Annotated in this window: 23 protein-coding genes and 7 pseudogenes; 21 read left to right on the forward strand and 9 right to left on the reverse strand. The window is 52.3% G+C overall.

The window, feature by feature from the left end; translation table 11 throughout:
- Positions 1-8: 8 nt before the first annotated feature.
- Together I9018_RS20120 and I9018_RS20125 are read right to left on the reverse strand one after the other, a co-directional pair.
- Positions 9-518, reverse strand: a complete 510-nt coding sequence (locus I9018_RS20120; protein ID WP_207255083.1) for a hypothetical protein — start codon at positions 516-518, stop codon at positions 9-11.
- Positions 512-1,132 (reverse strand): TetR/AcrR family transcriptional regulator, encoded by a 621-nt coding sequence (locus tag I9018_RS20125; protein ID WP_085600478.1) that lies wholly within the window; start codon positions 1,130-1,132, stop codon positions 512-514. The genes I9018_RS20120 and I9018_RS20125 overlap by 7 nt, the downstream gene beginning before the upstream one ends.
- A 619-nt stretch (positions 1,133-1,751) precedes the next feature.
- On the opposite strand from I9018_RS20125, the gene I9018_RS20130 reads away from it, so the two are divergent.
- The 4 genes and pseudogenes from I9018_RS20130 to I9018_RS20145 all read left to right on the forward strand — a co-directional run bounded on the left by I9018_RS20130 (position 1,752) and on the right by I9018_RS20145 (position 3,270).
- Positions 1,752-2,063, forward strand: a complete 312-nt coding sequence (locus tag I9018_RS20130) for an RAQPRD family integrative conjugative element protein (RefSeq protein WP_103326306.1) — start codon at positions 1,752-1,754, stop codon at positions 2,061-2,063.
- Complete coding sequence (locus tag I9018_RS20135) at positions 2,060-2,299, forward strand: TIGR03758 family integrating conjugative element protein (RefSeq protein WP_103326305.1); 240 nt, start codon at positions 2,060-2,062, stop codon at positions 2,297-2,299. The genes I9018_RS20130 and I9018_RS20135 overlap by 4 nt, the downstream gene beginning before the upstream one ends.
- Positions 2,300-2,496: 197 nt before the next feature.
- Positions 2,497-2,672, forward strand: a pseudogene (locus I9018_RS20140) (IS66 family transposase zinc-finger binding domain-containing protein); the annotation flags it as partial.
- A 79-nt stretch (positions 2,673-2,751) separates the two neighbouring features.
- Positions 2,752-3,270, forward strand: a complete 519-nt coding sequence (locus tag I9018_RS20145; RefSeq protein WP_103326304.1) for a GNAT family N-acetyltransferase — start codon at positions 2,752-2,754, stop codon at positions 3,268-3,270.
- 101 nt (positions 3,271-3,371) lie between these two features.
- On the opposite strand, the gene I9018_RS20150 is transcribed toward I9018_RS20145, so the two are convergent.
- On the reverse strand, positions 3,372-3,578 hold the full coding sequence (locus tag I9018_RS20150; protein ID WP_085600502.1) for a hypothetical protein: 207 nt from the start codon (positions 3,576-3,578) through the stop codon (positions 3,372-3,374).
- Between the two features lie 213 nt (positions 3,579-3,791).
- Here I9018_RS20150 and I9018_RS20155 point away from each other — a divergent pair, with 213 nt between their 5' ends.
- Together I9018_RS20155 and I9018_RS20160 are read left to right on the forward strand one after the other, a co-directional pair.
- Complete coding sequence (locus I9018_RS20155; RefSeq protein WP_085600504.1) at positions 3,792-4,499, forward strand: haloacid dehalogenase type II; 708 nt, start codon at positions 3,792-3,794, stop codon at positions 4,497-4,499.
- A gap of 250 nt (positions 4,500-4,749) precedes the next feature.
- Complete coding sequence (locus tag I9018_RS20160; RefSeq protein WP_085600506.1) at positions 4,750-5,187, forward strand: GNAT family N-acetyltransferase; 438 nt, start codon at positions 4,750-4,752, stop codon at positions 5,185-5,187.
- A 500-nt stretch (positions 5,188-5,687) separates the two neighbouring features.
- Here I9018_RS20160 and I9018_RS20165 read toward each other — a convergent pair whose 3' ends face one another.
- Entirely contained in the window at positions 5,688-6,299 is a 612-nt protein-coding gene (locus tag I9018_RS20165; RefSeq protein ID WP_103326302.1) for a transferase, read from the reverse strand.
- A gap of 184 nt (positions 6,300-6,483) precedes the next feature.
- A pseudogene (locus I9018_RS20170) lies at positions 6,484-6,696 on the reverse strand (integrase); the annotation flags it as partial.
- Positions 6,697-6,906: 210 nt separating this feature from the next.
- Between I9018_RS20170 and I9018_RS20175 the strand changes: the two are divergent.
- The 10 genes and pseudogenes from I9018_RS20175 to I9018_RS20220 all read left to right on the forward strand — a co-directional run bounded on the left by I9018_RS20175 (position 6,907) and on the right by I9018_RS20220 (position 14,614).
- Complete coding sequence (locus I9018_RS20175) at positions 6,907-7,371, forward strand: isochorismatase family protein (protein ID WP_241107340.1); 465 nt, start codon at positions 6,907-6,909, stop codon at positions 7,369-7,371.
- A gap of 255 nt (positions 7,372-7,626) precedes the next feature.
- Complete coding sequence (locus I9018_RS20180; protein WP_058017057.1) at positions 7,627-7,845, forward strand: transposase; 219 nt, start codon at positions 7,627-7,629, stop codon at positions 7,843-7,845.
- A 572-nt stretch (positions 7,846-8,417) separates the two neighbouring features.
- Positions 8,418-8,750, forward strand: a complete 333-nt coding sequence (locus I9018_RS20185; RefSeq protein ID WP_158091455.1) for an integrase core domain-containing protein — start codon at positions 8,418-8,420, stop codon at positions 8,748-8,750.
- Positions 8,751-9,217: 467 nt separating this feature from the next.
- Positions 9,218-9,358 (forward strand): hypothetical protein, encoded by a 141-nt coding sequence (locus tag I9018_RS20190; protein WP_158091456.1) that lies wholly within the window; start codon positions 9,218-9,220, stop codon positions 9,356-9,358.
- A 73-nt stretch (positions 9,359-9,431) separates the two neighbouring features.
- On the forward strand, positions 9,432-9,899 hold the full coding sequence (locus I9018_RS20195; protein WP_085600514.1) for a hypothetical protein: 468 nt from the start codon (positions 9,432-9,434) through the stop codon (positions 9,897-9,899).
- A gap of 40 nt (positions 9,900-9,939) precedes the next feature.
- A complete protein-coding gene (locus tag I9018_RS20200) occupies positions 9,940-11,043 on the forward strand; it encodes a ThiF family adenylyltransferase (RefSeq protein ID WP_103326301.1) in 1,104 nt (367 codons plus the stop codon).
- A 42-nt stretch (positions 11,044-11,085) separates the two neighbouring features.
- Positions 11,086-12,420, forward strand: coding sequence for an MFS transporter (locus I9018_RS20205; protein WP_103326300.1), 1,335 nt, complete (start codon positions 11,086-11,088; stop codon positions 12,418-12,420).
- An 84-nt stretch (positions 12,421-12,504) separates the two neighbouring features.
- The gene (locus I9018_RS20210; RefSeq protein ID WP_103326299.1) at positions 12,505-13,812 is read left to right on the forward strand and encodes an MFS transporter; all 1,308 of its coding nucleotides are present in this window, start codon (positions 12,505-12,507) and stop codon (positions 13,810-13,812) included.
- Between the two features lie 154 nt (positions 13,813-13,966).
- A pseudogene (locus tag I9018_RS20215) lies at positions 13,967-14,164 on the forward strand (LLM class flavin-dependent oxidoreductase); the annotation flags it as partial.
- A 153-nt stretch (positions 14,165-14,317) separates the two neighbouring features.
- Positions 14,318-14,614, forward strand: coding sequence for a DUF1525 domain-containing protein (locus I9018_RS20220; RefSeq protein WP_103326298.1), 297 nt, complete (start codon positions 14,318-14,320; stop codon positions 14,612-14,614).
- Here the strand turns inward: I9018_RS20220 and I9018_RS20225 are convergent.
- Positions 14,607-15,676, reverse strand: a pseudogene (locus I9018_RS20225) (IS3 family transposase); the annotation flags it as partial. The gene I9018_RS20220 and the pseudogene I9018_RS20225 overlap by 8 nt on opposite strands.
- A 118-nt stretch (positions 15,677-15,794) precedes the next feature.
- Here I9018_RS20225 and istA point away from each other — a divergent pair.
- Positions 15,795-17,294: an IS21 family transposase gene (istA, locus tag I9018_RS20230; RefSeq protein WP_241110179.1), complete on the forward strand. Its 1,500-nt coding sequence runs from the start codon at positions 15,795-15,797 to the stop codon at positions 17,292-17,294.
- Positions 17,287-18,090, forward strand: coding sequence for an IS21-like element helper ATPase IstB (gene istB, locus I9018_RS20235; protein WP_241107341.1), 804 nt, complete (start codon positions 17,287-17,289; stop codon positions 18,088-18,090). The genes istA and istB overlap by 8 nt, the downstream gene beginning before the upstream one ends.
- Positions 18,091-18,239: 149 nt before the next feature.
- Here istB and I9018_RS20240 read toward each other — a convergent pair.
- Positions 18,240-18,356 (reverse strand): annotated as a pseudogene (locus I9018_RS20240) (transposase); the annotation flags it as partial.
- A 106-nt stretch (positions 18,357-18,462) separates the two neighbouring features.
- Here I9018_RS20240 and I9018_RS20245 point away from each other — a divergent pair.
- The 3 genes and pseudogenes from I9018_RS20245 to I9018_RS20255 all read left to right on the forward strand — a co-directional run.
- Positions 18,463-18,954 carry an AAA family ATPase gene (locus I9018_RS20245; RefSeq protein WP_103326297.1) on the forward strand — a complete coding sequence of 164 codons (492 nt, stop codon included), beginning with the start codon at positions 18,463-18,465 and terminating at the stop codon, positions 18,952-18,954.
- A 247-nt stretch (positions 18,955-19,201) separates the two neighbouring features.
- Positions 19,202-19,549, forward strand: a pseudogene (locus I9018_RS20250) (TraI domain-containing protein); the annotation flags it as partial.
- Positions 19,550-19,614: 65 nt separating this feature from the next.
- A pseudogene (locus I9018_RS20255) lies at positions 19,615-20,473 on the forward strand (IS3 family transposase); the annotation flags it as partial.
- A 423-nt stretch (positions 20,474-20,896) separates the two neighbouring features.
- On the opposite strand, the gene I9018_RS20260 reads toward I9018_RS20255, so the two are convergent.
- The gene (locus I9018_RS20260; protein ID WP_241107342.1) at positions 20,897-22,294 is read right to left on the reverse strand and encodes a TolC family protein; all 1,398 of its coding nucleotides are present in this window, start codon (positions 22,292-22,294) and stop codon (positions 20,897-20,899) included.
- An 11-nt stretch (positions 22,295-22,305) separates the two neighbouring features.
- On the reverse strand, positions 22,306-24,474 hold the full coding sequence (locus I9018_RS20265; protein WP_103326294.1) for a peptidase domain-containing ABC transporter: 2,169 nt from the start codon (positions 24,472-24,474) through the stop codon (positions 22,306-22,308).
- Position 24,475 lies beyond the last annotated feature (1 nt).

Below are 24,475 nucleotides of genomic sequence, written 5' to 3' on the forward strand. Positions count from 1 at the left end.
ACTTATTCTCAAGAATTCAGGGTATACCTTAACTCCGTTGATTCAGCATGAGAAACTCCCAGACAGTGTGGGTAGCGCCTTATTTTTAAAAACGGACTTCTGCGCAAGAGCCTCGGAAGAGGTAGATCACCGTTAACCATTGATGAAACCATTACCCAATATCTACAAGATTTTTGCACAGCAGGTTCAGGTATTAGAGGCCTTGATTGAGAGTCTGCCCTCTTAAGCCCCCATGTCCATAATCTATTTTTCGACGACTCTGCAGCGATCTGTGTAGCCAAAACCATGATCATTCTTTTATCGATTTTATTTCCATATAGGGAAAAGCCATTCGTGACTTGTTCCGAGCGAGCCATCTGCATATTACTGAAGGTGCTGATCAGCAGAACACAGAGGATTAGCAATAACAAATCAACATATTTAGAAACTTTTTTTAAAAAAACGGAGTAATCCGTCTCATTATTGGTTAAAAAAAAGCCCATCTTTGAAGGGCGTTTTAAGAAGGTGTCATTCACCATGATCCAAACCTACGTTGAAAGTCTGGAGCAAAGAGATAGGTTCGTACAAAATCACCGAGCGCTGCAGCTGCCTGATCTGTATCTATGCTCAAGCCCAAATTCATCTCTAACCATAGACCGCTGAATAATGAAAATAAGAGCCTCGCCGATCCTTGCGGAGAAAGGTCAGAACGCACCCAGCCCTCAAGTTGACCATGGGCTAAAAGCTCACTCAGTTGCTTACGCATTTGCTGTTCTAAATCAATCAGCTTGATTTGGCCATGACCCCGTGTTATTTCCAACCAACTATCCAAACTGAGATCAAACTCCCCTAGCTGCAACTCTTGCGTTAGTTTCTCTGCACTGATGCTAGCTAAACGATGCAATCCCTCCTTACTAAACAATTGCTGAGCCTGACAAAAGTAGCGTTCGCACTCCTTTGCGATAACACCGTCAATAATTTCTCGCTTGTCGGAGAAATAGCGAAAGACAGCCCCAGCGCTCATGTCCGCCTGTTGGCAGATGTCTTCGGTGCGTGCACCATGGAAGCCTTTTTTCTTGAAGACGCGGGTAGCCGCCAACAGAATCTGTTCGCGGCGTTGCTCATGCAGTTGTTCGTTGCGTGTACGGGCCATGACTAGCTCAACCTAATAACCGGACTGAATAATCTCATAATCATCCATTACCGTGGCTGCCGTCAACCACTAGGTGGGTTAGCTTGGCTCCAGAAACGGTGATCAGGTGGTTGGAATGGTCGAGCTGGCGCTTGAAGGCTGCTTCCTCGGGCTTGGTCGAGGCCAGGTTGTCTGGACGCGAAGTAGGGCTTGGCGCGTTGCGGGATCAAATTCTGCTCGGTGACCCAGAGAGGTTCTAGAGGCGCGATAAGAGGCAGTCACATCAGTGGGTACACTCACGATTACTCTGGACTGCTCCTGAGTCTTAGACATCTCCAAGCTATGCTTTAAGCATAGGGGACACCCATGAACACTGGACTTCCCAGCTATCAACTCGAACACCGACAAACCGTTAATACGTTGAGAAGATAAGCACAATCCTCCTAGACGGGCCATAAGTTCAGCAGTGCTAACCCAAAAGTAGAAAACGAATGCAAACTGCAAAAAATGAAAGGTTCCCGGTTAACCATTTCTTGAGGCGCACCACAAACCTCTAGCGGCATGCTTTGGAAACAGTCTTGCCAGAGTCCCGCCACCCGTGAACCGCCATCTACTCTCGACATCTACACGCCGCTCATTGATGACAGCGCTGACCATGATCGTTGCAGGCGGCATTGCAGTCAGTCCGGTGATCGAAGCCGCTACAGCATCTGAGCAAACCAACATCGAAGTCATGGTCAGGCAGCTCAATGCCCTTGAAGACTCTGCGCGGCGTAGCAGCGCCATCGCAGGTGAACCAGGGCAACGCTACTACTTCGACTATGACCGCCTGGCTGCAGACATCCAGCGGATCCGCCAAGGTCTCCAGGATTATCTCACCCCGAGTCGTGCCCAACCTCGAGACGCCGCAGACCTCTCCGGTCAGTACACCACCGGAGGGAAGTGGCAATGAGCATAAGCTCTGCGCAATCTGACGCATTCAACGCAGCAAGTGGTGCGACCGCCCAGGCTAGTACCAACCTAATCGTCGGGTCAGTGATGACCGTCGCAATGCTCTGGGCGGCATGGGCGCTGTACAGCATCTGGCGTGGCTGGGCCACCAAAAACATCGATCGTTCAATCGCCAGTTCATCGGCCATCCGAGTGCTGCTGCTTTTGATGGTCCTGTCCTTCATCGTTCTCAGTTGATCAAAGGAGCAATCATGCCCACCCCAAAAATTCACCTAATCGCATTGCTTGCCGCTGCATCTGTCATCCAGACAGCGAACGCGGCCTTACGAGGCCTCTCGTAATGAAGGAACCCCCGAAACTAGGCGAAACCGACTTTCGGAAATGGCTGAGGCGATGGACATGTTCACCATGGGTACGGACGGCGAGATGTTCAACTTCAGCGCATCGGCGAGGACATCAGCGAGAAGCTCGATTACACACCTGGCGTGTTCACAGTCGAGCAACATGTACGTGGAAAGTGGGCCTGCCCCTAGTGCGAAACACTGATCCAGGCACCGATCCGGCACAGTTAATCGACAAGCAGCTCCCGACCGCAGGCCTGCTGGCGCATCCGCATAAGTGGCATACGGTGTAGTAACTGACGGGCTGATACCCTGAGGCAAAACGTCAGGAGCCTGAAAGGAGCACCTATGATTCGGAAAGGATTACCATCGGACGCGAAAGCTATTGCGCAAGTCCATATCAGCAGTTGGCAAGAGGCGTATCGTGACTTGATGCCAGCTGAATACTTGCTGTCATTGGGCGCTTCGCTGCCACAGCGGGAATCCTATTGGATTCGCTCGATTGAGTCGGGCGAATCGAACGTATTCGTCGCGGAACTGAACAACGAGCTGGTCGGCTGGATATCTGTCGGGGTATGCCGAGATGAGGATATAACCGCTGAAAATTTAGCTGAGGTCATGGCTCTCTACGTTATTGCTGAACACTGGAAAACTGGAGTCGGCTTTGCTTTATGGCAGGCCGGGTTACAGCACTTGATAAAGCAAGGTTATCAGCGTTTAACCCTTTGGGTCTTGACCGAAAATGAGCGAGCTATCCGATTTTATCGCGGCGTAGGATGCATTGAAGAAACGGGAAGTGAGCGCGATCTCGAAAGGGGGGGCGCAGCACTTGTAGAGGTGAGGTATCGACTGCCCCTGATCATCTGAGGTCGAGCAAGGTGAGATGCCCGGGCGGATACGCTCTAGAACACTATTGCGATGCTGCATGGCCTCAGCTGCCTTGCGAAGCCGCCAGCGATCCCCCGGATTTATTGCTCGTCAGCCAGTGCATATAAGAGCTCGACTTCGGCGCGGACGTTCTGGCATATCTCGATCAGCTCCTCTGCCTCATGACTCTTGCCAGCCACGACTAGGCTATTAGCAATGCTGATAATATCTGCTGCTGCCCAATCCAAAGTTAGTGCAGATGACTCTAGGTCTTCGGAGAGCTGTTGGTTGGAGCGCTTGAGCCGCATTTACTGATCCTGTCGATCGATTAAATCAATAGACCATCAGGTGATCACGGGCGATGCAAGGCGTCGCTTAAATCCATATTGATAATGTCCCTGCATAAATCAATTCGTGGTTAGCTTGCAAATTAGCTAAGGGGGATGTATTGAAACGAAAACTTATGAGGCGTCAATCTCTGCATACCAGTCCTAGCGCCCTGACTCGACGGAGAGAAGGCAGTGAACACGCTTCAAGCATTAATTTTCGATGTTCAGGGGACTGTCACCGATTTTCGTTCGAGCATCGCGCAACAGGCGGCAGCCATTGCAGGTAGCCGGGCTACCGGCGTCGACTGGGGATGTTTTGTCGATGACTGGCGAGGCAAGTATCGCCCGGCCCTCGATGACATTCTTTGTGACAGGCGGCCATGGACGTCTGTGGATCGTCTCTATCGCTGCGCCCTCGATGAGGTCATCGAGACGTACCACGTAGGATTTCTCTCCCCCGAGGAGCGTGAGCGCATCAATTTCGCCTGGCAGACGATTGCTCCCTGGCCCGATGCTGTTCAGGGCCTGCATAGACTTAGGACCCGCTTCAAGATAGTGACCTTGTCAAATGCCGATGTCAGTGCGGTGGTCAACATTTCAAAAGCAGGAGCTTTACCCTGGGATGCCATCTTCGCTGCTGAGATGGTTGAGACCTTCAAGCCTGATCCGCGGACTTATGAAATGGCGCTCCGTTATCTTGATGTGGCCGCCGACAATGCCATGATGGTTGCCTGTCACAAGTACGATCTGTTGGCGGCGGGGGCATTGGGTATGAAAACTGCGTTCGTCGCCAGGCCGCTGGAGTTCGGGCCTCAGGGTAATGTCGATACGGCTTTTGATGAGCGCTTCGATATCAATGCCCGAGACTTTCTGGACTTGGCTGATCAATTGGACTGCTGAATAGTCCTGGCAGCGTATCAGAGCCACGTGAAGAAGATTACAACCTCTAGGCAGGTGGCGTGGTGATGATAATTAGTGTGATTATGCTAATTTATCTTATTACTGATGTCGTATATGCATATCTGAATTTATGATTGCTAAATTTGAGGGTGCATGAATATTAGGTGTCACGCGACATTGAATATCGCAAAATAAAATGTTATGCAGGAATCTGTAGGTAACTTTTAAGGTTAATCACTGGAGAAGTAAATTGGAAGTCAGGATTGAAGTATTGGATTCTCCAACAGAAAAAGATCAGTCAGTTTTGGATAGTAGGTTTTCAGAATATCTTCGGATTCAATACCCAGATCTAACACCAGAGTCGGAAGATAAGATGTTTATGCTGGTTGCGCACGACGACGTAGGCGAGTATGTCGGTGCAATTAAGTTTAATTGTTACTGGGATGGGGTGGAGATTGATACCTTTTGGGTTAAGGAATCTCATCGCGGTAGAAAAATTGGTTCTATGCTATTGGAGAGGGCAGAAAAAATTGGCGTTGAAAATGGGGCGATGGTTGCATTCTTAAAAACCTTTGATGCTAAAAACTTCTACGAACAGCATGGGTACGAGATTTATGGTGTTCTGGAAGGTCGACCTGTTGGGACCAGCCTGTATCACCTAAAAAAACGGCTGGTAAAAAGTGCCTAACAAAGGATGCAAATGATTCGCTTCGCTCAGCAATAAGGGCTAAAGCCCGTCTTTTAAAGAATAAAACTGAAGCGAAAATCCGCTTTAGGAAAAATCGCGAGATACGCCTACATTCCAGGTCGAAAAATGAGTGCGCTCCATGAAAGACAAAGCCCCGAAGTGCGTAAGTCTTCGGGGCTTCTATTTTCGCCAATCCCCTTGTTGATGGCGAACGTGGCGCGGATGTTAACAGCGAGTCTTGATGGTGTCGATGGGGCTCTATTGTCTGGAGGCTCAGGCAGACCGACAGCCCGGAGGTGAAGGTGCGGGCAGTGCTGCAGAGCACCGAAAGCTGATCGGGTACGAGCGCTTGCTCGTTGCGGCAGTCGCAGCTTGCGTGTGATCAGCAGATGCTGGTCAAAGCCGGAGCAGGAGAGTGCGTGTGAGCAGGCCTGCGCCAGTTTGGCGAGATAATATGTGGGAAATCGTCGGCGTGCTGCCGGATGAGGCGGACGTTCTGCTTAATCGTAGGCAAACTGGTCAATTAACCCGAGACGTGGAACGTGTGTCTTTGGCCGCAATAGAGCACCGGGTGCGATGACTGCGTTCGCCCCAATTTTGCAGCCATCGCCGACCAAGGCACCGAATTTCTTAATTCCTGTTTCGATCACATTATCTGCATAGCGGATTTTGATATCCACACCATCTAGCTCGTTGCGGTAATTGGCTATAATTGCACCTGCTTCGACATTCACGTTCTCGCCAATCAATGAGTCGCCGACAAAATTGAAGTGCGCCAGCTTGCTTCCGGCAAGCATGAAGCTGCTTTTCACTTCGCAGCTTGGGCCAACAATGCATTCACTGTCGAGATAAACACCCCCACGTAGGTAGGCACCCGCCGCCACGAAGGATCCTGCGCCGATGATAATCGCGCCCTTTAACACAGCACCTTGCTCAACAACGGCAGTTTCATGGACTGCACAGTTTCCGTGGCGTCGATAACCTGCGCCAAGCCGTGCCAGCAAAGCCAGAACTTGATTTTCGCAGTCTTGAGAAACCATCCAAGCGGTAGGGGGAGCCAGGCCCAGCAAGGGCCATCGAGCAATAAATGTACTGATTTCTGGTAGTTTCATCGAAAATTTTCCAGGCAATAAGGTATGGAAATATCCGCGTTCCTAGCGCAGAAGACAATCGCGCTCTTGGGAAACTCAACTGCATACTCTGTCTTGGCTTGCAAAACTGGATAGATGACTTCGCTGGACGGATACCCATTTTCCACTGCAGATGCATGGAGCTGCAGCGCTTAAAGAGGCGCGCATGAGCAACATCGCATACACGATGCTTGGTCAGGTCACAGGCTCGTAGCTTGCTGTCGATTGCCAAATCGAAGAGGGCTAAATCACGAGTGTCTTGCGCGATTTGAAGCCTTACCCGAATGGCCCAGATATCTTTCAGTCGGAGCGGGGCTTTCTGCCCAACCAGTTTTCCTTTGTTCCAAGGCTGACGTCTGCTGGTTGTAATAGTGTTCATGTCTTGTCCTCCATGTGAGGGAGGGCAAGGATAATCAGCTCGGTCCAGTGGCGCTAACCGACCCATTGCAATCACTCATGGAGAACAGCGACAATCCCCATCGCCGGTTCGTTTGTAAGGAAGCAGATATCAATGAAAGCATTGATCGTGATTGATGTGCAGCACGGGCTATTTACACTATTGCCCAGGCCCTACTCATAATTAGAGGTCATGAAACGGATTAACGAATTGTCACGGCGCGCTAGATTGGGTAACGCGCCCGTTATTTTTGTTCAGCACGAAGCTATCAGCGGCGACTATTTCATGCATGGCAGCGAAGCATGGGCCCTGGATGCCAGCCTGACTATAGGCAGCACTGATCACTTTGTTCGCAAGACCACCCCTGATTCATTTTTGAGAACAAATCTCGAATCCGTACTGTTAGAAAACAGCATTTCTCATCTTGTTATATGTGGCTATGCCACGGAATTCTGCATCGACACTACGGTCCGTCGTGCAGCTTCACTGGGGTATGACGTGGCCATTGTGAGTGATGCTCACACTACTCACGACAAAGCCCATGACGAGGCGGCGCACATCATCGCTCACCATAATGCCACTTTGCCCAATATCAAAAGCTTTGGGGTGCATATACTGGCCCAGAAAAGTAAAGCCGTTGAGTTCGCTCACGTTTAGGCGTCCAGCATTCTGCCAGATCAGTGACATGCCCACTCGAATGGCTGCATCGGTCCGGGTCCATCGTGGCCCTAAGCTGCTCTTGGCAGAGGGTAGCCAACCGCAAATAGTAGCGTTCAGTCTATTCCTGCTTTTTCGGTTCACAGTGGGCATTCAAGAGTGCTGGTAAATAGGTGCAAGTTCACTACCTTTGGTCTGTCCCGGGCTGAGTGGACACTGACTTAAGGTGGATAATGTCCACCGCAAGGAGTGTTCATGACCCAGACCAGACGACGTTTTCCCGAATCCTTCAAACGCGAGGCGGTAGACCAGGTACTTGCCGGCACGCCGCTTCGTCATGTAGCCGAGACGCTCGGCATCGCTGAAAGCCTGCTGGGCAAATGGAAGCGCCAGTACGAGCAGCAAGGTGACGATGCCTTTCCGGGCAACGGCAAGCAGCGTGGTGAGAGCGCGGAGCTGCGGCGTCTACGCTAGCAACTGGCTCAGGTCACCATGGAGCGCGATGTTTTAAAAAAGGCGCTCGCCATCTTCTCGCAGCCCACGAAGTGAAGTTCCGCGCCATCGAGGCGTTGGCTGGTCGCTATCCCGTAGCGGCTTATATGCCTGGCAGCAGCGGCCACCTTCGTCGAGAGAGATGGCGAATCGGCGTCTAAGCAAGGAGATCCGCACCATTCACCACGAGGTGAATGGGATCTATGGCCATCGCCGAATCAAGGCCGAGTTAGCGGCCATGGGGCATGCGTGTGGTCGACACCGGGTTGCTCGACTGATGCGCGAAGCCGGTCTGCGCGTTCCCTCGCGCAAGCGCTGGCGGCTGCTTTCCAGCAGTCGTCATGCTCTGCCGATTGCCCCGAACCACCTGGATCGCCAGTTCGCCTCGGATCGCGTCAATCGGCACTGGGTCTAGGACATGACCTACGCGCGGACGGCCCAAGGTTGGCTGTATCTGGCAGTCGTGCTCGATCTCTATTCACGAGCCGTCGTCGGTTGGGCGATACACCACCGCATGCAGCAGGCCTTGGTACACGCCACGCTGGAGATGGCCATTGAACGCCAGCAGCCGAAAGAAGAAGTGCTGCTGCACTCGGATCGAGGCAGCCCAATACTGCGCGTACGACTACCAGGCCTTACTTCGGCGACATCGAATCGTGCCCAGCCATTCACGTCCCGGGAACTGCTGGGACAACGCCGCGATGGAGAGCTTCTTCCGTCCGCTGAAGGCTGAGCGAGTGTATCTGACGCGCTATGCCAGCTACCACGAGGCGAAAACCGACCTGTTCGACTACACCCGCTTTTACAATCACCGCCGCCGCTACTCGACGTTGGGCTATCTCAGCCCGATGGAGTTTGAGCGGCGCTATGCGAGCAGTAACTCTTAACTACCTGTCCACCAGCTCCGGAACAGACCAAAGTTCCTATCGAAGGAAAAATAATAGTTAGGGGTGACGCTCAAAAAATAAGAAAAGCCACCAGCTTTAGGTTTCCTTAACAATCAATCTAAGCATATAAAAAAATCATCTAACTGAGCCCTATATTTTCCTTCGAGTATTTTCACAGGGTGTTGTGGATCACAGAATTCAATGACTGCTTTGTATCCACACTCATGTCAATCAAATAGAAGGAACTGTCCTATGCAACTCGTTCAGAGACTCTCCCTGCTGCTGCTTCTCACCTTGGGAGCAGGCCACTTCTCGCTCGCCAATGCCGAACCCGTCAGGGCCGCAGGATGTCCGCTTCCCAATAGCCAGGGCCTTTGACAGGCCACCTGCTGGATACATCCAAATTGCTACTACCCATTATGCAACCAACCTTCAATAGTACGTATGCCATTACATGGAGTTCCGTCATGCCTTTTGAGATGAATGCCTTTATAGAAGCTAAACAGGACGCCGAGGATAACCTGATATCCACCATCCTTGACGAAGCGGCCGCACGTTGGGAAGAAGATCCCGAGCGGGCAGTCGTCTGTTGCACGGAAGAAAGATAGAACAGCGATAACCTGGGGGAGCGGCCTAAGGGCCGTTCCTCATCGTGGAGTACATCCAGCATGGAAGACAAACATGAGAAGAACACCGGCATTACAAGATGTATTGGCCTATCGCAATGATGCCCTGGTTAAGACCATGTCGAAAAAACATGGACTGCCCATCCACGAATGCCAAGAACTGTTTATTGATTTGAAGAAATGGATATGGCTCATCGGTACTAGGGACGAAAGACCTTTCGCTTTCCCCTGCTTTCAGGAGCAATGGGTACTAGATGGTTTCTGGCACGAATTCATTCTCAGTACTCGAGAATACACCGACTTCTGCACTTATTACTTTGGTCACTACATACACCACAAACCTGCCCCTGATGATGTGCAAGGTGCAGGCGCCACACTGATCAGACAAGACCTAGAGCATTTTATCGACATCAATAAAGGCTTGCTGGAAGAAGCAATGTTGGAAGTCCAGCAGAAACTGGGACGGGAAGTTGTCATCCGTTGGTACAGGGATATTCCGAGGCAGTACCCGCTACTGACCTGAAAGTCTACGCCGCAAACTAAGCCTCACAAGGATGTAAGACATGCCAACCATGAGAAACGTAATACTGGATGACTTGACGAGTGATGAATGCATACTTGAAGTCATACCGTCATGGACAGTGGAAAACGCCGACCAACATCTCTGGCTACATAGTGAGAAAGGCGACTCCATCGTCTTCTCCAATACTCAGGACGAGTACCACATCCTGGCGGATGCCTCATCTGATGGACTCATAGGTCGTCGAGTGTCAGCCTCCACCGGCAAACGATATCGCACCTCCGCGCTGGCCAACCTCTGGGAGTTGGGACTCATTCGGGTTCATGACGGGAGCCCACGCGAAGCTGCCGATACTGAAACTCGCTTCGTCTGGCAGGACGAATATTTCAAGGCATTCGCCAGCAGTACGAACTCAGTCCAGCGGATGAACACTCGCTTGCAGAACTCAACGGTATGCATCGTCGGCGCTGGCGCCGCAGGCTCTCTGGCGGCACTCATGCTGGCCGCCGCCGGAGTCGGCGGTATACGCCTGGTGGACGGCGACCGCGTGGCGCGGAGCAACCTCCCCCGACAATTTCTCTACCCAGAAAGCAGTATTGGCCAGCACAAGGCCGAAGTGCTGCGCGACATTCTTTTGGCTCAGCACTCACCGGTGCGGGTTGAGGCACTGACCAGCTATGTCAATAGCCAGGAACAGGCATTGAGCGCGGCTAGCGGCACCGAATTCATATTGCTGACCGCTGATCAACCAAGACTGAAAATTCGCGAATGGATCGGCAAGGCTTCGCTGGCGCTGCGCACACCCTATCTGGCCATGGCCAGCAACTGGATTGGACCGATCAGCGTTCCCTTCCAGTCGCCCTGCTATCTCTGTCAGGCACGTACATACCGATCGCGCTATGCAGACCCGGCCAGCTTCCTGCAAAAGCTCACCGCGCACCCGCTACCTGCACGCGCCGCTTTTGGTCCGAGGCCCGCCTTGGTAGCGAGCTTCATGACTTCGACGATCCTGCATTTTCTAACCGGCAATAGCAGCCAGGAAGCGCTCTTCGAAAGCTTCAAGGTGTCCCTGGATGGATACACGGAACGCCAGGCCTACATCCGCTACCGAAACTGTCCAGCCTGCTCTGAGTCCACCACTGTCTGACGCTGCCTCCCTGAAAAACCACCCTCCAGAGGTCACGCCTTAATGCTTCGTATATCTCTATCTCCCGTTCTGTTTGTCTGCATACTTGGCATGAACAGTATGGGGTCGAGCCTGACTACCTTCGGGATTGCTGCATGGATATTCCATGTAACAGGTTCCTACAGCGCAATGACCTTACTGGGAATCATCACTCCACTCACAGTCCTTCTGTTTGCTCCCATCGCGGGACTGGCCAGTGATCGCTACGAAAAGAAAAAAATTCTGATCGCCGCCGACAGCCTTTCTTGTGTCAGCCTGCTGTTATCCCTCACTCTGTATCGATACGGTCTGTTCGGAACTCTTCAGGCCATTACCCTGGCATTGTGCCTTGCTTGCGCGAACGAATTTCGCTATACCGCCTCGGCCTCTCTGATCCCAGAGATCACGCCCAAGGACGCGTTGCTGAAGGTCAACTCGGTCCAGCAAGTCTTCCGTGGCGGCTCACTCATATTAGGACCAATACTGGGGGCAGTCGGCTTCGACTACCTCGGCCTCCCTCTGCTGCTCGGTAGCGACGCACTGACCTTTGTCACCAGCGCAACTCTGCTGCTTTGCTGCACGTTCAGCGTTACTTTCAGCTCCCCGCTTCGCCTCCCGAAAAGTCCCCCAGTGATCGCTGAGATTCGACAGAGCCTGCTTTGGCTCTTGAGCAAGCGCCCCCTGGTGACCCTGCTACTCGTCTTCATGCTGATCAACGCTCTGCTTTCGATCTTCATGGTCGCCCTGACGCCTTATGTACTGAATTCGCGATCCAATCTTGAGTTAGGGTTGGTATCAGCAGCGATCGGAGCTGGAATGCTGCTCTCGGGGCTCTCCATGGCCCGGCTCAAGAAACGTATTCACCCCGTGTATTTGCTGATCGCCAGTACCTTCATTCTCGGCTTCAGCTTCATTGCCATTGGGCTGGCGGCCTTCAGGGAGAGTCTTTGGTTACTGACACCCTTGGTCGGGGCCTCAGTAGCACTCCTGGCCAGCTCCAACCAGACTATCTGGCATACCCATACGCCACAGGACATACAAGGCAAGATCATCGCGTTACGCTCAATCACTCAGTACCTAATGACCCCGACGTCCCTTTTACTGTCGGCCCCTGCGGTTTCCTCTTTGATCACCCCTATCGTCAACAGACACACCAGTGCAGCGCTCCTTTGGGGCAACGGCCTGACAGGCTCGCTAGGATTAATGATCTCCGTCATAGGAACCCTCTTGCTAGGAGTTGGGAGCGTCACCCTGTTTAGCCGGCACATTCGTAAGCTCATTCCTGCACCAAGAGAAACACGTGCCTCTGGCAATCAAGGAACTCACGCTACCATGCAAGAAGGTATAACGGATGTGTAGGAATCCCCGGACGACCACGTCATCCATGAGTCTATGGGGCGTACCTGATAAAATATTAACTATATAATAATCAGAGGGTTATGAATGAGTGCAAGTTTCTCGGGCATTAGCTGGGGCTTTCTTACTATCGATCGACGTTTACTGAAAGTACAACTCAGCTTTTTACTGATGGTGCTTGGGGGCAGGTGTAATCAGCTGGCGGTAGCCTGGTGGGCTCTACAAGAAACTGGCTCTGCACTTTATTTTGCTAATATGATTGCCTGTGCTATCACGGTAGAGGTATTGGCCAAACCACTCCTCGGTTGGCTAGGGGACAAGTACAACAAAATTACAATCATAAAAACCGCTTCATGGATCAGCTTACTGACTACTCTATTGATGGTACTGTTGTCGCTCATAGGGGAGTTCAATCCTTGGATGGTTGGTGTGCTGATGCTGATCAGCAGCGCGATTGTTGGAATACGCGACCCTCTTCAATCGTCGATTATTCCTTTGTTTGCAAATGATGACCAGGTATCTCTAGCTTTTCGTAGCAAAAGTGTGATGTCGTCATTTTCTATTTTGTTAGGACCCGTGCTCGCCAGTGGGCTGATCTATGGAGTCGGCATAACGTTTGCTTTTGTCGCAGATTTTTTTGCAGTTCTTATTGCGGGAATATTGATTGCAACTATCCCGAGCCACATAGGCGCCTCTGTTCAGGACGAAAGAAGTCAAGGCAGAGGAGGTTTCAGTATGATCTATGAAGGATTCAAAGTAGTTTACGGTGTAAAGGTTGAGTTTTATCTTGCCGTTATTGCAATGATGATAAACTTCGCCCTTTTCCCGTTCTTCACTATTCTTATTCCGCTATACGTTAAGAATGTCATGCATTACCCGGTGACTTACATTGGTCTCTTGGACTCCTGCTTCGGACTAGGTATCTTGGCGGGAAGTTACAAAATAATAAGCTGGATGTCTGACAAAATTCCACGTGATTTATGTGTATCTTCTGGCTTTGCTTTCCTAGGGTGTAATCTATTGGTAGCCGGCAGTATTTCATCCCCACTAATTGTATCTATTGCATTTTTCTGGGGGGGCGTGGGGCTAATGCTAATAAATATCCCAACGTCTGCTGTTAGGCTGCTTGCAACTCCCAAAAACTATCGTAATCGTATATTTGCTACAGTCTCATTTTTATCTGCGGCAGCTAGCCCAGTGGGAAGTTTCGCCATGAACACTCTAATCGAAAACTTCGGAATAGAACTAACCATTACATTACTAGGCGGAATGGTTTTATTATTGTCTCTATTGGTTTTCTTGATACCCGACTTCAGAGCGTTCATGCGCTCCCAAGACACACAGCTTTGTGACGCCTACTTAGAAAAGTACCCCAAAGCTTTTTCGAAATATTGATCCTATACGAGACCCGATTCTCGGGTCATGACTCAGTTGACAAATACGCTTATAGCCTCGGTCACGTATGTTTCCCCTGCCAAACTTAAGCAGCTTATACTTTCGGTTTTGTCTTGAGGAGGCCCCTAATCACCTATGCGCTCATCAACAAAGTGGCTATTTTCTTCATACAGAACGTAATGGCCTGATAGCACTATTGGAAGAGTGGCAAGCTGCAGCAGTGAACCATGCGGCGCTCGGCATTCAATTTTCACAGCGACCTGCCGCCGAAGTGATTCAGGAAATAGCCGAAGATGCTCTACCGCCCTTTTCATCACTTCAGGGCCCGCCGCCTATTGCGCTAGATTGGTAGAGTTCAAGGCTAAAAGGTGTAGTACGTCAGTATGACTTGATGGCCGTAATCGACACCAGAAAATCCCAACGTCTTGGTTATCCATTTTCTACTGCACTCAGTTTTGAGTCGACCCAGGCTGTACCTATCTACTAATGACTAGGTATAGCCCGTATGTTAAAAGCCATCCTCCTTATCATCTTCGGTTCACTTGCACTTGGGGACGCTCACGCTGAAGCCTGGGCAGTCACCGACTCCGCTCATCCACTGGTAGTTCCTGCAGGCGTTCAGGTTCGCGTCATTCTGTTGGATGGCCAGGAGCGCCTAGAAAACCAGCTATCACGTAACCTCCCCCCCAATCCCCAGCAGGCCACAATCGCTGCTCAACGAATGATGAAGAGCGCAGAAGGCGTCCGCTTAATGGGGGAGTTGGCCAAGGCACAGCAGGGGCTGACTGTAGTGGTCAACTAATCCCGGACACTGCGTTAAGTTTTCCCTCGGCCACTGCGGGCGCCAACCCGCTGTTGAATTGATGTGGCCGTTGCCAGTTGTACCTCTGCATCAAAAAACGACCGATATCCTGCTGTGCCAGCGATGCACTCATATAGCCCACGGTCGGTATCCATTCCGTTTTCAGGCTGCGAAACAACCGTTCCATCGGTGCGTTCTCGTAGCAGTTTCCACGCCGACTCATGCTTTGCGTGAAGCGATAACGCCATAGCCGCTGGCGAAAGCTCCGGCTGCCGTATTGGCTGCCTTGGTCGCTGTGAAACAGCATATTCTGGGGGCGGCCACGCTGTTCATACGCTATATCCAAAGCCTTGATCACCAGGTCGGCATCGGGCTTCGATGAAAATGCCCAGCCCACTACGCGGCGGGCGAACAGATCGATCACAACCGCCACATAGTGCCAGCGGCCTTGAGCCCAGATATAGGTGATGTCACCGCACCAGACCTTATTCGGTTTCTCTACAGTGAACTCCCGATCCAGCACGTTCGGGATATCTGGCCGTTCCACTGTCGCCTTTTTATAGGCATGTGAGCCAGGCTGCTTGCTGACCAGTTTCATCTCGCTCATCAGCTTGCGTACCTTGAATCGCCCAATCTCTATGCCGTCCTCACGCATCATGAACGTGATGCTTCGGCTGCCCGCCGCGCTGCGGCTTTGGGAGAACAGCTCGTTCACGCGACTACGCAAAACCATCCGCTCAACGTTCGGAGATCGACGCTTGCGGCAGTGCGCCTAATAGCAAGATCGGGTGACTTCAAATACCGAGCACAACAGATCAACAGGCTCTTCAGAGCGAAGTTGATCAATTAACGCGAACGCTCGTGTTCCTCGGCCATCAAGAGCGCGGTGGCCTTTCTTAGGATCGTTTTTTCCCGTTCCAGCCGATTGATCCGGGCCTCTAACTCCTGGATTTTTTGCTGCTCGGGAGTCAACACTTTGCTTTGCGGAGTCACGCCATTGCGCTCCTGTTGAAGTTGGTTAACCCAGCGACGCAGCGCAGACTCGACAACTCCAAGGGAACGACATGTTGCCGCTGACCGAAAACTGACCCATTAAAGGCTGTTCTGCCGACTGAAAACTGACCCAGGTGTTCAACTGCTTCTGCTCACTTTCCGAGCAGGAGAACACCAGGTGATCAGCATGGAAATGATGGGAAAAATTCGGCGGATGTACTTCCGCGACAAGCTTTCGCTTCACCAGATAGCGAAGCGTACCGGGCTGTCCAGAAACACTATCCGAAAGTGGATCAGAGCCCCCGAAACCAAACAGCCGGTGTACCAGCGGCAAGCCGCTTTCAACAAGCTCAGTCCTTTCCACGAAATACTGGAGCAGGCACTCAAAGCCGATTCACTTCGGGCCAAACACAACCGCAGAACCGCCAAGGCTCTCTTCGAGCAGATCAAAGCCGAGGGCTACGACGGCGGCTACAGCCAACTGACCGCATTCATCCGCGCGTGGCGCGGCGAGCAAGGAAAATCCTTGCGAGCCTTTGTGCCGTTGACGTTCGCGTTGGGCGAGGCTTTCCAGTTCGACTGGAGTGAAGAAGGTCTGCTGATCGGTGGGCTGTTCAGGCGGATCCAGGTCTCCCACATGAAGCTCTGTGCCAGCCGCGCATTTTGGCTGGTGGCCTATCCCAGCCAAGGTCACGAGATGCTGTTTGACGCCCATACTCGCTCGTTTGGGGCATTGGGCGGCGTTCCTCGTCGCGGCATTTACGACAACATGAAAACGGCTGTCGACAAGGTCAGCAAAGGCAAAGGGCGGACGGTCAACGCCCGTTTTGCCGTGATGTGCTCGCATTATTTGTTCGATCCAGACTTCTGCAACGTTGCCTCAGGTTGGGAAAAAGGGATCGTCGAGAAGAACGTCCAAGACAGTCGGCGACGAATCTGGCTCGATGCTCAAGATTGCCTGTTTCATACCTTCGATGAGCTGAATGTCTGGCTCGGCCAGCGCTGCCGGACTCTCTGGAGCGAGCTGCCGCACCCGCAATATAAGGGGCTTACGGTGGCAGATGTTCTGGAGCTGGAGCGGGTGGAAATGATGCCGATGCCCAGCGCTTTCGACGGCTATGTCGAACGCACAGTGCGGGTCTCCAGTACCTGCCTGATCAGCGTGGCGCGCAATCGTTACTCGGTGCCTTGCGAACTCGTCGGTCAGTGGGTCAGCAGCCGTTTATACCCTTCGCGGGTTGTGGTCGTTGCTGATGAGACAACTATCGCCAGTCATGAGCGGCTTTTTGATCGAGACCAGGTCAACTACGACTGGCAGCACTATATACCGCTGATCGCGCGCAAGCCTGGCGCGCTTCGCAATGGCGCTCCGTTTGCCGATTTGCCCAAGCCATTGCGCCTGCTCAAGCGTGGCCTGCGGCGTCATGTGAACGGTGATCGCGTCATGACCCAAGTCTTGGCTGCGGTGCCCATTACCGGCCTGAACTCCGTTTTGGTGGCCGTGGAACTGGTGCTTGAGTCCGGCAGCTTGAGCGCGGATCACATCCTGAATGTCCTGGCTCGACTCACGTCGACGGCACCGCCTCCTTCTGTAGAAACGAGTCTTCAGCTCAAGGTCGCGCCGGCTGCCAACACGGCTCGGTACGACCAACTGCGCGCCAAAGATGAGGAGAGCCGAAATGCGTGACTTGATGGCAGAACTTAAAGAGCTTCGCCTGCATGGCATGGCGCACGCCTGGGAAGAACTGGCAGCCCAAGGAGAAGCCTCGACAGCGTCCTCAAAATGGTTGCTGGAGCATCTGCTCCAGCAGGAACAAGCAGATCGTGCCGTGCGCTCCGTGAATCATCAGATGAACATGGCCAAGCTCCCCATGCACCGTGATTTGGCAGGTTTTGACTTCAGCGCTTCCAGCGCTGATGCCCGTCTGGTCAAAGAGCTATCCAGCCTGGAGTTCACGAAAACGGCCAAAAACGTGGTGTTCATCGGCGGCCCTGGAACAGGCAAAACACACTTGGCCAGCGCACTGGCTGTATCCGGGATCACCGTCCACAACAAACGAGTCCGCTTCTTCTCCACGGTAGACCTGGTCAATCTGTTGGAACGTGAAAAGTACGATGGGAAAACGGGCCGAATTACACAGGGGCTGCTGCGCACAGACCTCGTCATCTTGGATGAGCTGGGCTATCTGCCCTTCAGCCAAAGCGGCGGAGCGCTGCTGTTTCATCTTCTGTCCAAGCTCTACGAGCACACCAGCGTGATCATCACGACCAACCTCAGCTTCTCGGAATGGTCGAGTGTGTTTGGCGACGCCAAAATGACCACAGCGCTGCTGGATCGACTGACGCACCACTGCCACATCGTCGAAACGGGTAATGAATCCTATCGTCTGCAACACAGCACCCTGGCTGACCAGACAAAGATCAAGACACGAGAACGTAAGCGTAAGGAAGAAGATGCAGTTGAGGACGATGAGCCATTTTGATCCCCATCGGAAAATGCCCTGTCACATGCGCACATGTGGTGGGGCTTTCGATCTTTTGAGATCGGACAGGACTGCTACGCTAATCCACAATTGCTGATAACAAATCGGCAATCTGCCCTGGGTCATTTTTCAATCGGCAGGGTGGGTCAGTTTTCAATCAGCGCCGACAAACGACAGGCTTCGATATGGCTATAGCCCTGATCGAGCACCAGACATGCAGCTTCGCGCTTGAACTCAGGAGTAAAGGTACGGCGTTGCTTGGTCATCGGACACCTCTCTGTGGCGAGCATTCTCGCCTAAATGAGTGTCCTGTTTCATTAGACCACTACATTTCAAATACTACATTCACGCTTTTACTTGCAGGCCACCATCATGCACATCAACCCTGATCACTTTCTACAGACGGAGAATGGGCGCATTATCGACGCTGAGCTCAATAGACTGGCTTGGCAGAGGGCTCATCTTGCCCTATCAGAGGCTCTGCTAGCGACTCCTAAGCCTTCTCGTCTGTATCTATTGATAGGCGCTCAGGGTGCAGGAAAAAGCACTTGGGCCAAATCGATGCTTTTAATTGAGCCTAGCGCTGTAATCTTTGATGCCATCCTGGTTCAACGCTGTGAGCGTGAATCGCTCATACAGATTGCCAAGAAGCATGAGCTTGATGTGGTTGCAATTTTTTTTACTACTTCGCTGGAAGACTGTTTGGCACGTAATCAATTGCGCCCTGATAATGAGATGGTTCCTGAAAATGCCATTAGGAACGTCTTTAAAGCACTTCAGCCTCCACGCTTGAGCGAGGGTTTCACCGAAATTTTAGCCGTTGATGCACAGGCTAGCGCGGACGCTTATGTTCCTAAAGACTGAGTCGACTTCCAGCTATGCGGCAACAACTCGGCTAGCTGCTCGCCCAAGGACGGTCGCGAACATCCTCGATCTATTCAACAGTGCTGCAGGCCGGACATATTATCGTTCCCCCACTTCTGAATCAGAAACATTACCACCAGTCTGTTCCCTAGGTAGTAGCACAATGCCCTAAAACCCTCTCACCGCTAAAAATGGTTTTTTGTTGCTGGCATTCCGCCTGTAGAGAAAACCCGCGCCATGAATTCTCATGGCGCGCCCAATGCAAATTCTTTCCTAGCTCAGCCGAAAACCGGCTAGGCCTCCCTCAGAAGCATCTCCGCAAGGCTTCCACCTACCGGCAAACGCAGCTGCGCTGCTGAACACTCCACAACGCCAAGAACGCCTGGAGAACATATGGCGCCGCGCTTCGCTTTCACACCAACAGTTCAACACGCTTCAGCATCAGCCGCTCGAGCGGTATGCAGAACTGGTATAGTTGATGCCAGCTTCGGAAAATCATCAGCACGCCCATCTAGGTGGCCTGCTTGATCACAGGCTGGAGATCGTGGCTTACGCTTTGAAGACCCATCAAGCCTACCTTCTACCGATCGGCGCCCTGTAGTGGTCTACTAACCCCGGACACCCATTTAGGCGAGAATGCTCGCCACAGAGAGGTGTCCGATGACCAAGCAACGCCGTACCTTTACTCCTGAGTTCAAGCGCGAAGCTGCATGCCTGGTGCTCGATCAAGGCTACAGCCATGCCGAAGCGGCCCGTTCGCTCGGCTTGGTCGAATCAGCACCGCGTCGATGGGTTAATCAGCTTCAGCAGGAGCGCAGCGGCGTTACGCCGGCCAGCAAAGCGCTGAGGCCAGAGCAGAAATTCAAGAGTTGGAAGCCCGGATCGCGCGCCTTGAACGCGAGAGATCGATACTAAAAAAGGCTACCGCGCTCTTGATGTCGGAAGATCTCGAGCGTACGCGCTGATCCGCCAGCTCAGCGACCATGAGCCCGTTGATTGTTTGTGCGAAGTGTTCGAAGTCACTCGCTCAAGTTACTACGCACATCGTCACAGAAGGCGAATTCCGGACGTTGAACGACTTCGATTACGCAGTCGAGTCAATGAGCTGTTCACGCAGAGTCGAAGCGCCGCCGGCAGCCGCAGCATCGTGTCGATGATGCGGGAAGATGGAGAACAAATCGGGCGATTCAAGGTGCGTGGATTGATGCGGGAGCTGGCGTTAGTCAGCAAACAACCTGGAGCACATGCCTACAAACAAGCGACGGTTGAGCGGCCGGATATTCCGAACATCTTGAATCGAGAGTTTGAAGTGCCGGCACCTAACCAAGTCTGGTGTGGTGATATCACCTACATCTGGGCACAAGGGAAATGGCATTACCTAGCTGTCGTGCTGGATCTCTATGCGCGTCGAATTGTGGGTTGGGCGCTGTCGAGCAAGCCAGATGCGGATCTGGTTATCAAGGCGTTGGACATGGCTTACGAACAACGTGGCAGGCCTCAAGGCCTACTGTTCCACTCGGTGGTCTGTCCCGGTGCTGGTGGACAGGTAGTTAAGAGTTACTGCTCGCATAGCGCCGCTCAAACTCCATCGGGCTGAAATAGCCCAGCGTCGAGTGGCGGCGACGGTGATTGTAAAAGTGGATGTACTCGAACAGGTCGGTTTTCGCCTCGTGGTAGCTGGCATAGCGCGTCAGGTACACCCGCTCAGCCTTCAGCGAACGGAAGAAGCTCTCCATCGCGGCGTTGTCCCAGCAGCTCCCGGGACGTGAATGGCTGGGCACGATTCGATGTCGCCGAAGTAAGGCCTGGTAGTCGTACGCGCAGTATTGGGTTACAAATTAGGCTGAACCGATATGGTTCAAGGAGCGTACTGGCTCTAGAGAAGAAGCAGCAGACGGCTTGACGGTCAAGCTGCCCTCAAGCCTGCCAGTGAAACTGAGACCTAGCCGGCGGGTTGATTGATCAACAACGGCTCGACGGCCTGACCGGCGGCCAGCGCCAGGCGAATACTGAACAATCGCAATTGGGCGACGGCCTGGGCTTGCTGCAGTTTTGTATTCATTAACCTATTCTGAGAGTTCAGCAAGTCCAAAAGACTACCCATTCCGCTCTTATAGCGGCCGTAGGCAACTTGCACAGCCTGTTGCGAACTGAGCAGCGAACTGCGAGACAAGCTGACCTTCTGCAGAGATGCCAGCACCTCTTGAAAATAGGTCCAGACATCCAGCTCCACTTGGTTTTCCACACCGTGTAATTGCGCCTGGGCAACATCAACCTCGGCAGCCGCCCTGGCTCGTTGCGATCTGGCGGAAAAACCATCGAATATCGGGATGTTCAAGGTCAATCCAGCACTGTTAGACAGATAGGAATAGGTGTAAGCATTGCCTGAGCTGATGGACTCGTTGTATTGAATATTGGCAAAGAAAACGAGCGTTGGCTTGCCCTGAGCCCCTGCCGAGCGGGTATTGGCTTCCGCGGCCGCCAGACGCCCACGAGCCGAGCGCAGCAGCGGATGTTCATTCTGGGCGGCAAGCAGATAGTCCTGGAGATTGTTTAACTTTAAGATGGAGGGTGCCACCAACTCTGTCTGCTCGACTTTCACATTTACCGAAGGCTTGAACCCAAGGGCGAATGCAAGACGGCCCATGGCCATGACCGCTCCGGCATCATCTTGTAAGACATGCAACTGCATGCTATCTCGGGCCGCAATCGCCTCCAGCAGCTCGGCTTTGGAGCCGGCGCCAAGGGCAAACCGCTCTTTTGCGATTGCCACACTTAACTCCAAACTATCCAGGGCCTCGTGGCTGACTCGAGCAAGGTTATGGGCCAATAGAAGGCTGTAATAGGCGTCTGCGGTATTGATCACCACTTGGCTGACAGACTCGCGATATGAGTCCAATGCCACATCGAGCAGAATTTCTTCATAATCCTTGTGTGCATCACGAGCACCAAAATCGAACAGCAGCCAACTGAGCGACAGCGCGCTGCTAGTAGGTTTGGTATTGACGGCATAGTCAGCGTATCGGTCATCATCGATCGACGTCTTTCCATGCCCTCGGGATTGACTGTAGCTGGCTTGGAGCTTGGGTAAATACTCGGAGCCGGCCTCCGTCACACGGGCCCTATGGCGATCGACATTGGCCCATCCTTCTGCGGTGAGTGGATTTCTGCACAACGCCAACTGCACTAGGCCAGACAGGTTCCAGGTCTGCCTAGAAGTCAACTCAGGACACAGACCGGCGCTGGGCGAATGCTCTCCCATCTTAGCCGAAGCGGACTCTCCCGTCTGAGCCAAGGTCGTGACTGCCCGGGCGGATGCCGGCACGGAGAAAATCAGCATAATCATGAACATTAATGTGCGCACACATCACCTTGAAGACTTGCTGTTGACAAAGACTGTCGATAGTCAGCCGTGGACATGACGAACTTGACCTTGCCATTTTCAAGTTTGATGATTTTTTCAGACTGCAGAATGGTTTCCAGCCGATGCGCCACCGATATCCTGGTGATCTGAGTAGTTTTTATATTGTTATTCACAATGCTTTCTGTAACGGGATCCAGATGGCTAGTCGCCTCGTCCAAAATCAACAGCCTGGGTCGTTTGTACAAGGCACGTGCCAGAAGGATTCGCTGTTTCTGCCCTCCAGACAATACCCCCCCCATGTCCCCTACCAAGGTGTTGTAGGCCATCGGCATCTGCATGATTTCCTCATGTATGGCAGCGGTCCGAGCACACTCCATGACCCAGTTCATCTCCACCTCTTCGTCAAAGAAAGAGATGTTTTCCTGAATGGAACCGCCTAATAGCGTGTCATCCTGCATGACCACAGCCATGTGCTCGCGTAGTGCAAGCAGATGTTCCGTAGTAACTTCCCGTCCATCGACAGTAATGCTTCCATGCTGTGCGCTATAGATCCCCATCAGCACACCCAGCAAGGTGCTTTTACCGCAGCCCGAACTGCCGACAATACACACAGACTCGCGACCCGCTACACAGAAACTGATTCCTGATAAAATATCCGGCTCAAATTCTGAATGACGGAAGGACAGATTCTTTACTTCAAGAGAAATAGCCGTGTCGCGAAGCAGATTGCACTCTGGAATTGCGACAATCCTCTCCGCTGGCGACAACACAATGTCGCCGAGCATTTCACCCTGAAGTTGAAGCATCTTGAACTCGATTGAGCGATCAATAAGGCTAGATACCCTCAGGGTGAACTGCCCCTTATAAGCCAGATAAGCCATCAATGCTCCAACCGTGAAATTACCCTGCAATACCATATTCGCTCCCAGATATATCGCTAGCACGCCCTCAACACCAAAAATGCATGTATTGATCAGCTGAAAAGCAATCTGAAGCTTCTGTACCACTACCCCGGCATTGATCTGGTCGACCAGTAGCCTGATCCACTGAGAGCACCTTTGCTCCTGCCGTGCAAACAACTTGATTGTCCTCACCCCTCTCAGCGTCTCTAGAAAATGGCTTTGTTGCCGGGCGGAATTAACCACCTGTTCCTGCGACGCACGGCGCAAAGGCAAGTACCAGCCCCACCGGCTGAGCCCATAGCAACTCAGCGCCAAAAGAGAAACTACTGCCAGGCTAGGGGCATAGACAAACATCAGTACCAGAACCAACAGTGCCATCACTCCGTCGATGATCACCGTAGTAAAAGACGTTGTGAGGGTCGATTGAATAGAGTCCACCGCGCCAAACCGCGCTAACACATCTCCCACATGCCTTGAGAAGAAGTAGCGCAGCGGCAACTTCAACAAGTGAGAAAACAGGTTCTCTTTCCATTGCAGGGCAAGGGTTACCGAGTAGTACATGACCATATAACTACGCAACGCGCGCAAGGCCTGCTGGCTGAGGGTTACCACCAAGAATCCGGCAGTCATGATCACCAGTAAGTCCTTGTCGTTGGCTACTAGTACATGGTCAATAACCCACTGAATGAAAAACGGGCTGACAAGTACCAACGCTTCAATGGCGAAAGATACGCATAGCAGTTGCCAGGCGGCTTGCCCTATGCCACGGACCGTACCCATCAAGCCCCACAACGAAGGGGTGTGCCTGAGTGACTTCGCCACAAAACTAGGTGTAGGCCACAACTCCAATGCCACCCCTGTAAAGCTTTCGCGCAATTGCTCAGACGAGACAATCCGTAAGCCACTAGCCGGATCATGCAGATAATATTTACCGCGACTGATTTTATCGAGCACTACAAAGTGGTTGAAATTCCAATGCAGGATGGCCGGCAGCTTCAAGTTTTGAACCTCTTCGCTTTCCAGCCTCAAGGCACGAGCACTCAGGTTCAGCTTTTTCGCCGAACTCGTCAGGTTGGCCAGTGTTGCCCCCTTCAAGGACACATCAAACATCTGCCTGAGTCTTGACAACTCGATATCTAGCCCGTGAAAACCAGCAATCATACCCAGACAAACCAGACCGCACTCGGCGCTCTCTGCTTGATAAAGCAAAGGAAGTTTCTTTTTCCCGGAAAATTTCAGTAGATCTATGCTCATG

It is taken from the genome of Pseudomonas sp. MPFS, assembly GCF_022537035.1.
In the GTDB taxonomy this organism is placed as follows: Bacteria; Pseudomonadota; Gammaproteobacteria; order Pseudomonadales; family Pseudomonadaceae; genus Aquipseudomonas; species Aquipseudomonas sessilinigenes.

Coding starts and splice junctions, on each gene's coding strand:
- I9018_RS20205 (WP_103326300.1), top strand. CDS start 11,086: ATGCTTCGTATATCTCTATCTCCCGTTCTGTTTGTCTGCATACTTGGC.
- I9018_RS20200 (WP_103326301.1), top strand. CDS start 9,940: ATGCCAACCATGAGAAACGTAATACTGGATGACTTGACGAGTGATGAA.
- I9018_RS20180 (WP_058017057.1), top strand. CDS start 7,627: ATGACCCAGACCAGACGACGTTTTCCCGAATCCTTCAAACGCGAGGCG.
- I9018_RS20175 (WP_241107340.1), top strand. CDS start 6,907: ATGAAACGGATTAACGAATTGTCACGGCGCGCTAGATTGGGTAACGCG.
- I9018_RS20190 (WP_158091456.1), top strand. CDS start 9,218: ATGCCTTTTGAGATGAATGCCTTTATAGAAGCTAAACAGGACGCCGAG.
- I9018_RS20265 (WP_103326294.1), bottom strand. CDS start 24,474: ATGAGCATAGATCTACTGAAATTTTCCGGGAAAAAGAAACTTCCTTTG.
- I9018_RS20220 (WP_103326298.1), top strand. CDS start 14,318: ATGTTAAAAGCCATCCTCCTTATCATCTTCGGTTCACTTGCACTTGGG.
- I9018_RS20125 (WP_085600478.1), bottom strand. CDS start 1,132: ATGGCCCGTACACGCAACGAACAACTGCATGAGCAACGCCGCGAACAG.
- I9018_RS20260 (WP_241107342.1), bottom strand. CDS start 22,294: ATGCTGATTTTCTCCGTGCCGGCATCCGCCCGGGCAGTCACGACCTTG.
- I9018_RS20210 (WP_103326299.1), top strand. CDS start 12,505: ATGAGTGCAAGTTTCTCGGGCATTAGCTGGGGCTTTCTTACTATCGAT.
- I9018_RS20135 (WP_103326305.1), top strand. CDS start 2,060: ATGAGCATAAGCTCTGCGCAATCTGACGCATTCAACGCAGCAAGTGGT.
- I9018_RS20120 (WP_207255083.1), bottom strand. CDS start 518: ATGGTGAATGACACCTTCTTAAAACGCCCTTCAAAGATGGGCTTTTTT.
- I9018_RS20245 (WP_103326297.1), top strand. CDS start 18,463: ATGCACATCAACCCTGATCACTTTCTACAGACGGAGAATGGGCGCATT.
- istB (WP_241107341.1), top strand. CDS start 17,287: ATGCGTGACTTGATGGCAGAACTTAAAGAGCTTCGCCTGCATGGCATG.
- I9018_RS20165 (WP_103326302.1), bottom strand. CDS start 6,299: ATGAAACTACCAGAAATCAGTACATTTATTGCTCGATGGCCCTTGCTG.
- istA (WP_241110179.1), top strand. CDS start 15,795: ATGGAAATGATGGGAAAAATTCGGCGGATGTACTTCCGCGACAAGCTT.
- I9018_RS20145 (WP_103326304.1), top strand. CDS start 2,752: ATGATTCGGAAAGGATTACCATCGGACGCGAAAGCTATTGCGCAAGTC.
- I9018_RS20130 (WP_103326306.1), top strand. CDS start 1,752: ATGACAGCGCTGACCATGATCGTTGCAGGCGGCATTGCAGTCAGTCCG.
- I9018_RS20195 (WP_085600514.1), top strand. CDS start 9,432: ATGAGAAGAACACCGGCATTACAAGATGTATTGGCCTATCGCAATGAT.
- I9018_RS20150 (WP_085600502.1), bottom strand. CDS start 3,578: ATGCGGCTCAAGCGCTCCAACCAACAGCTCTCCGAAGACCTAGAGTCA.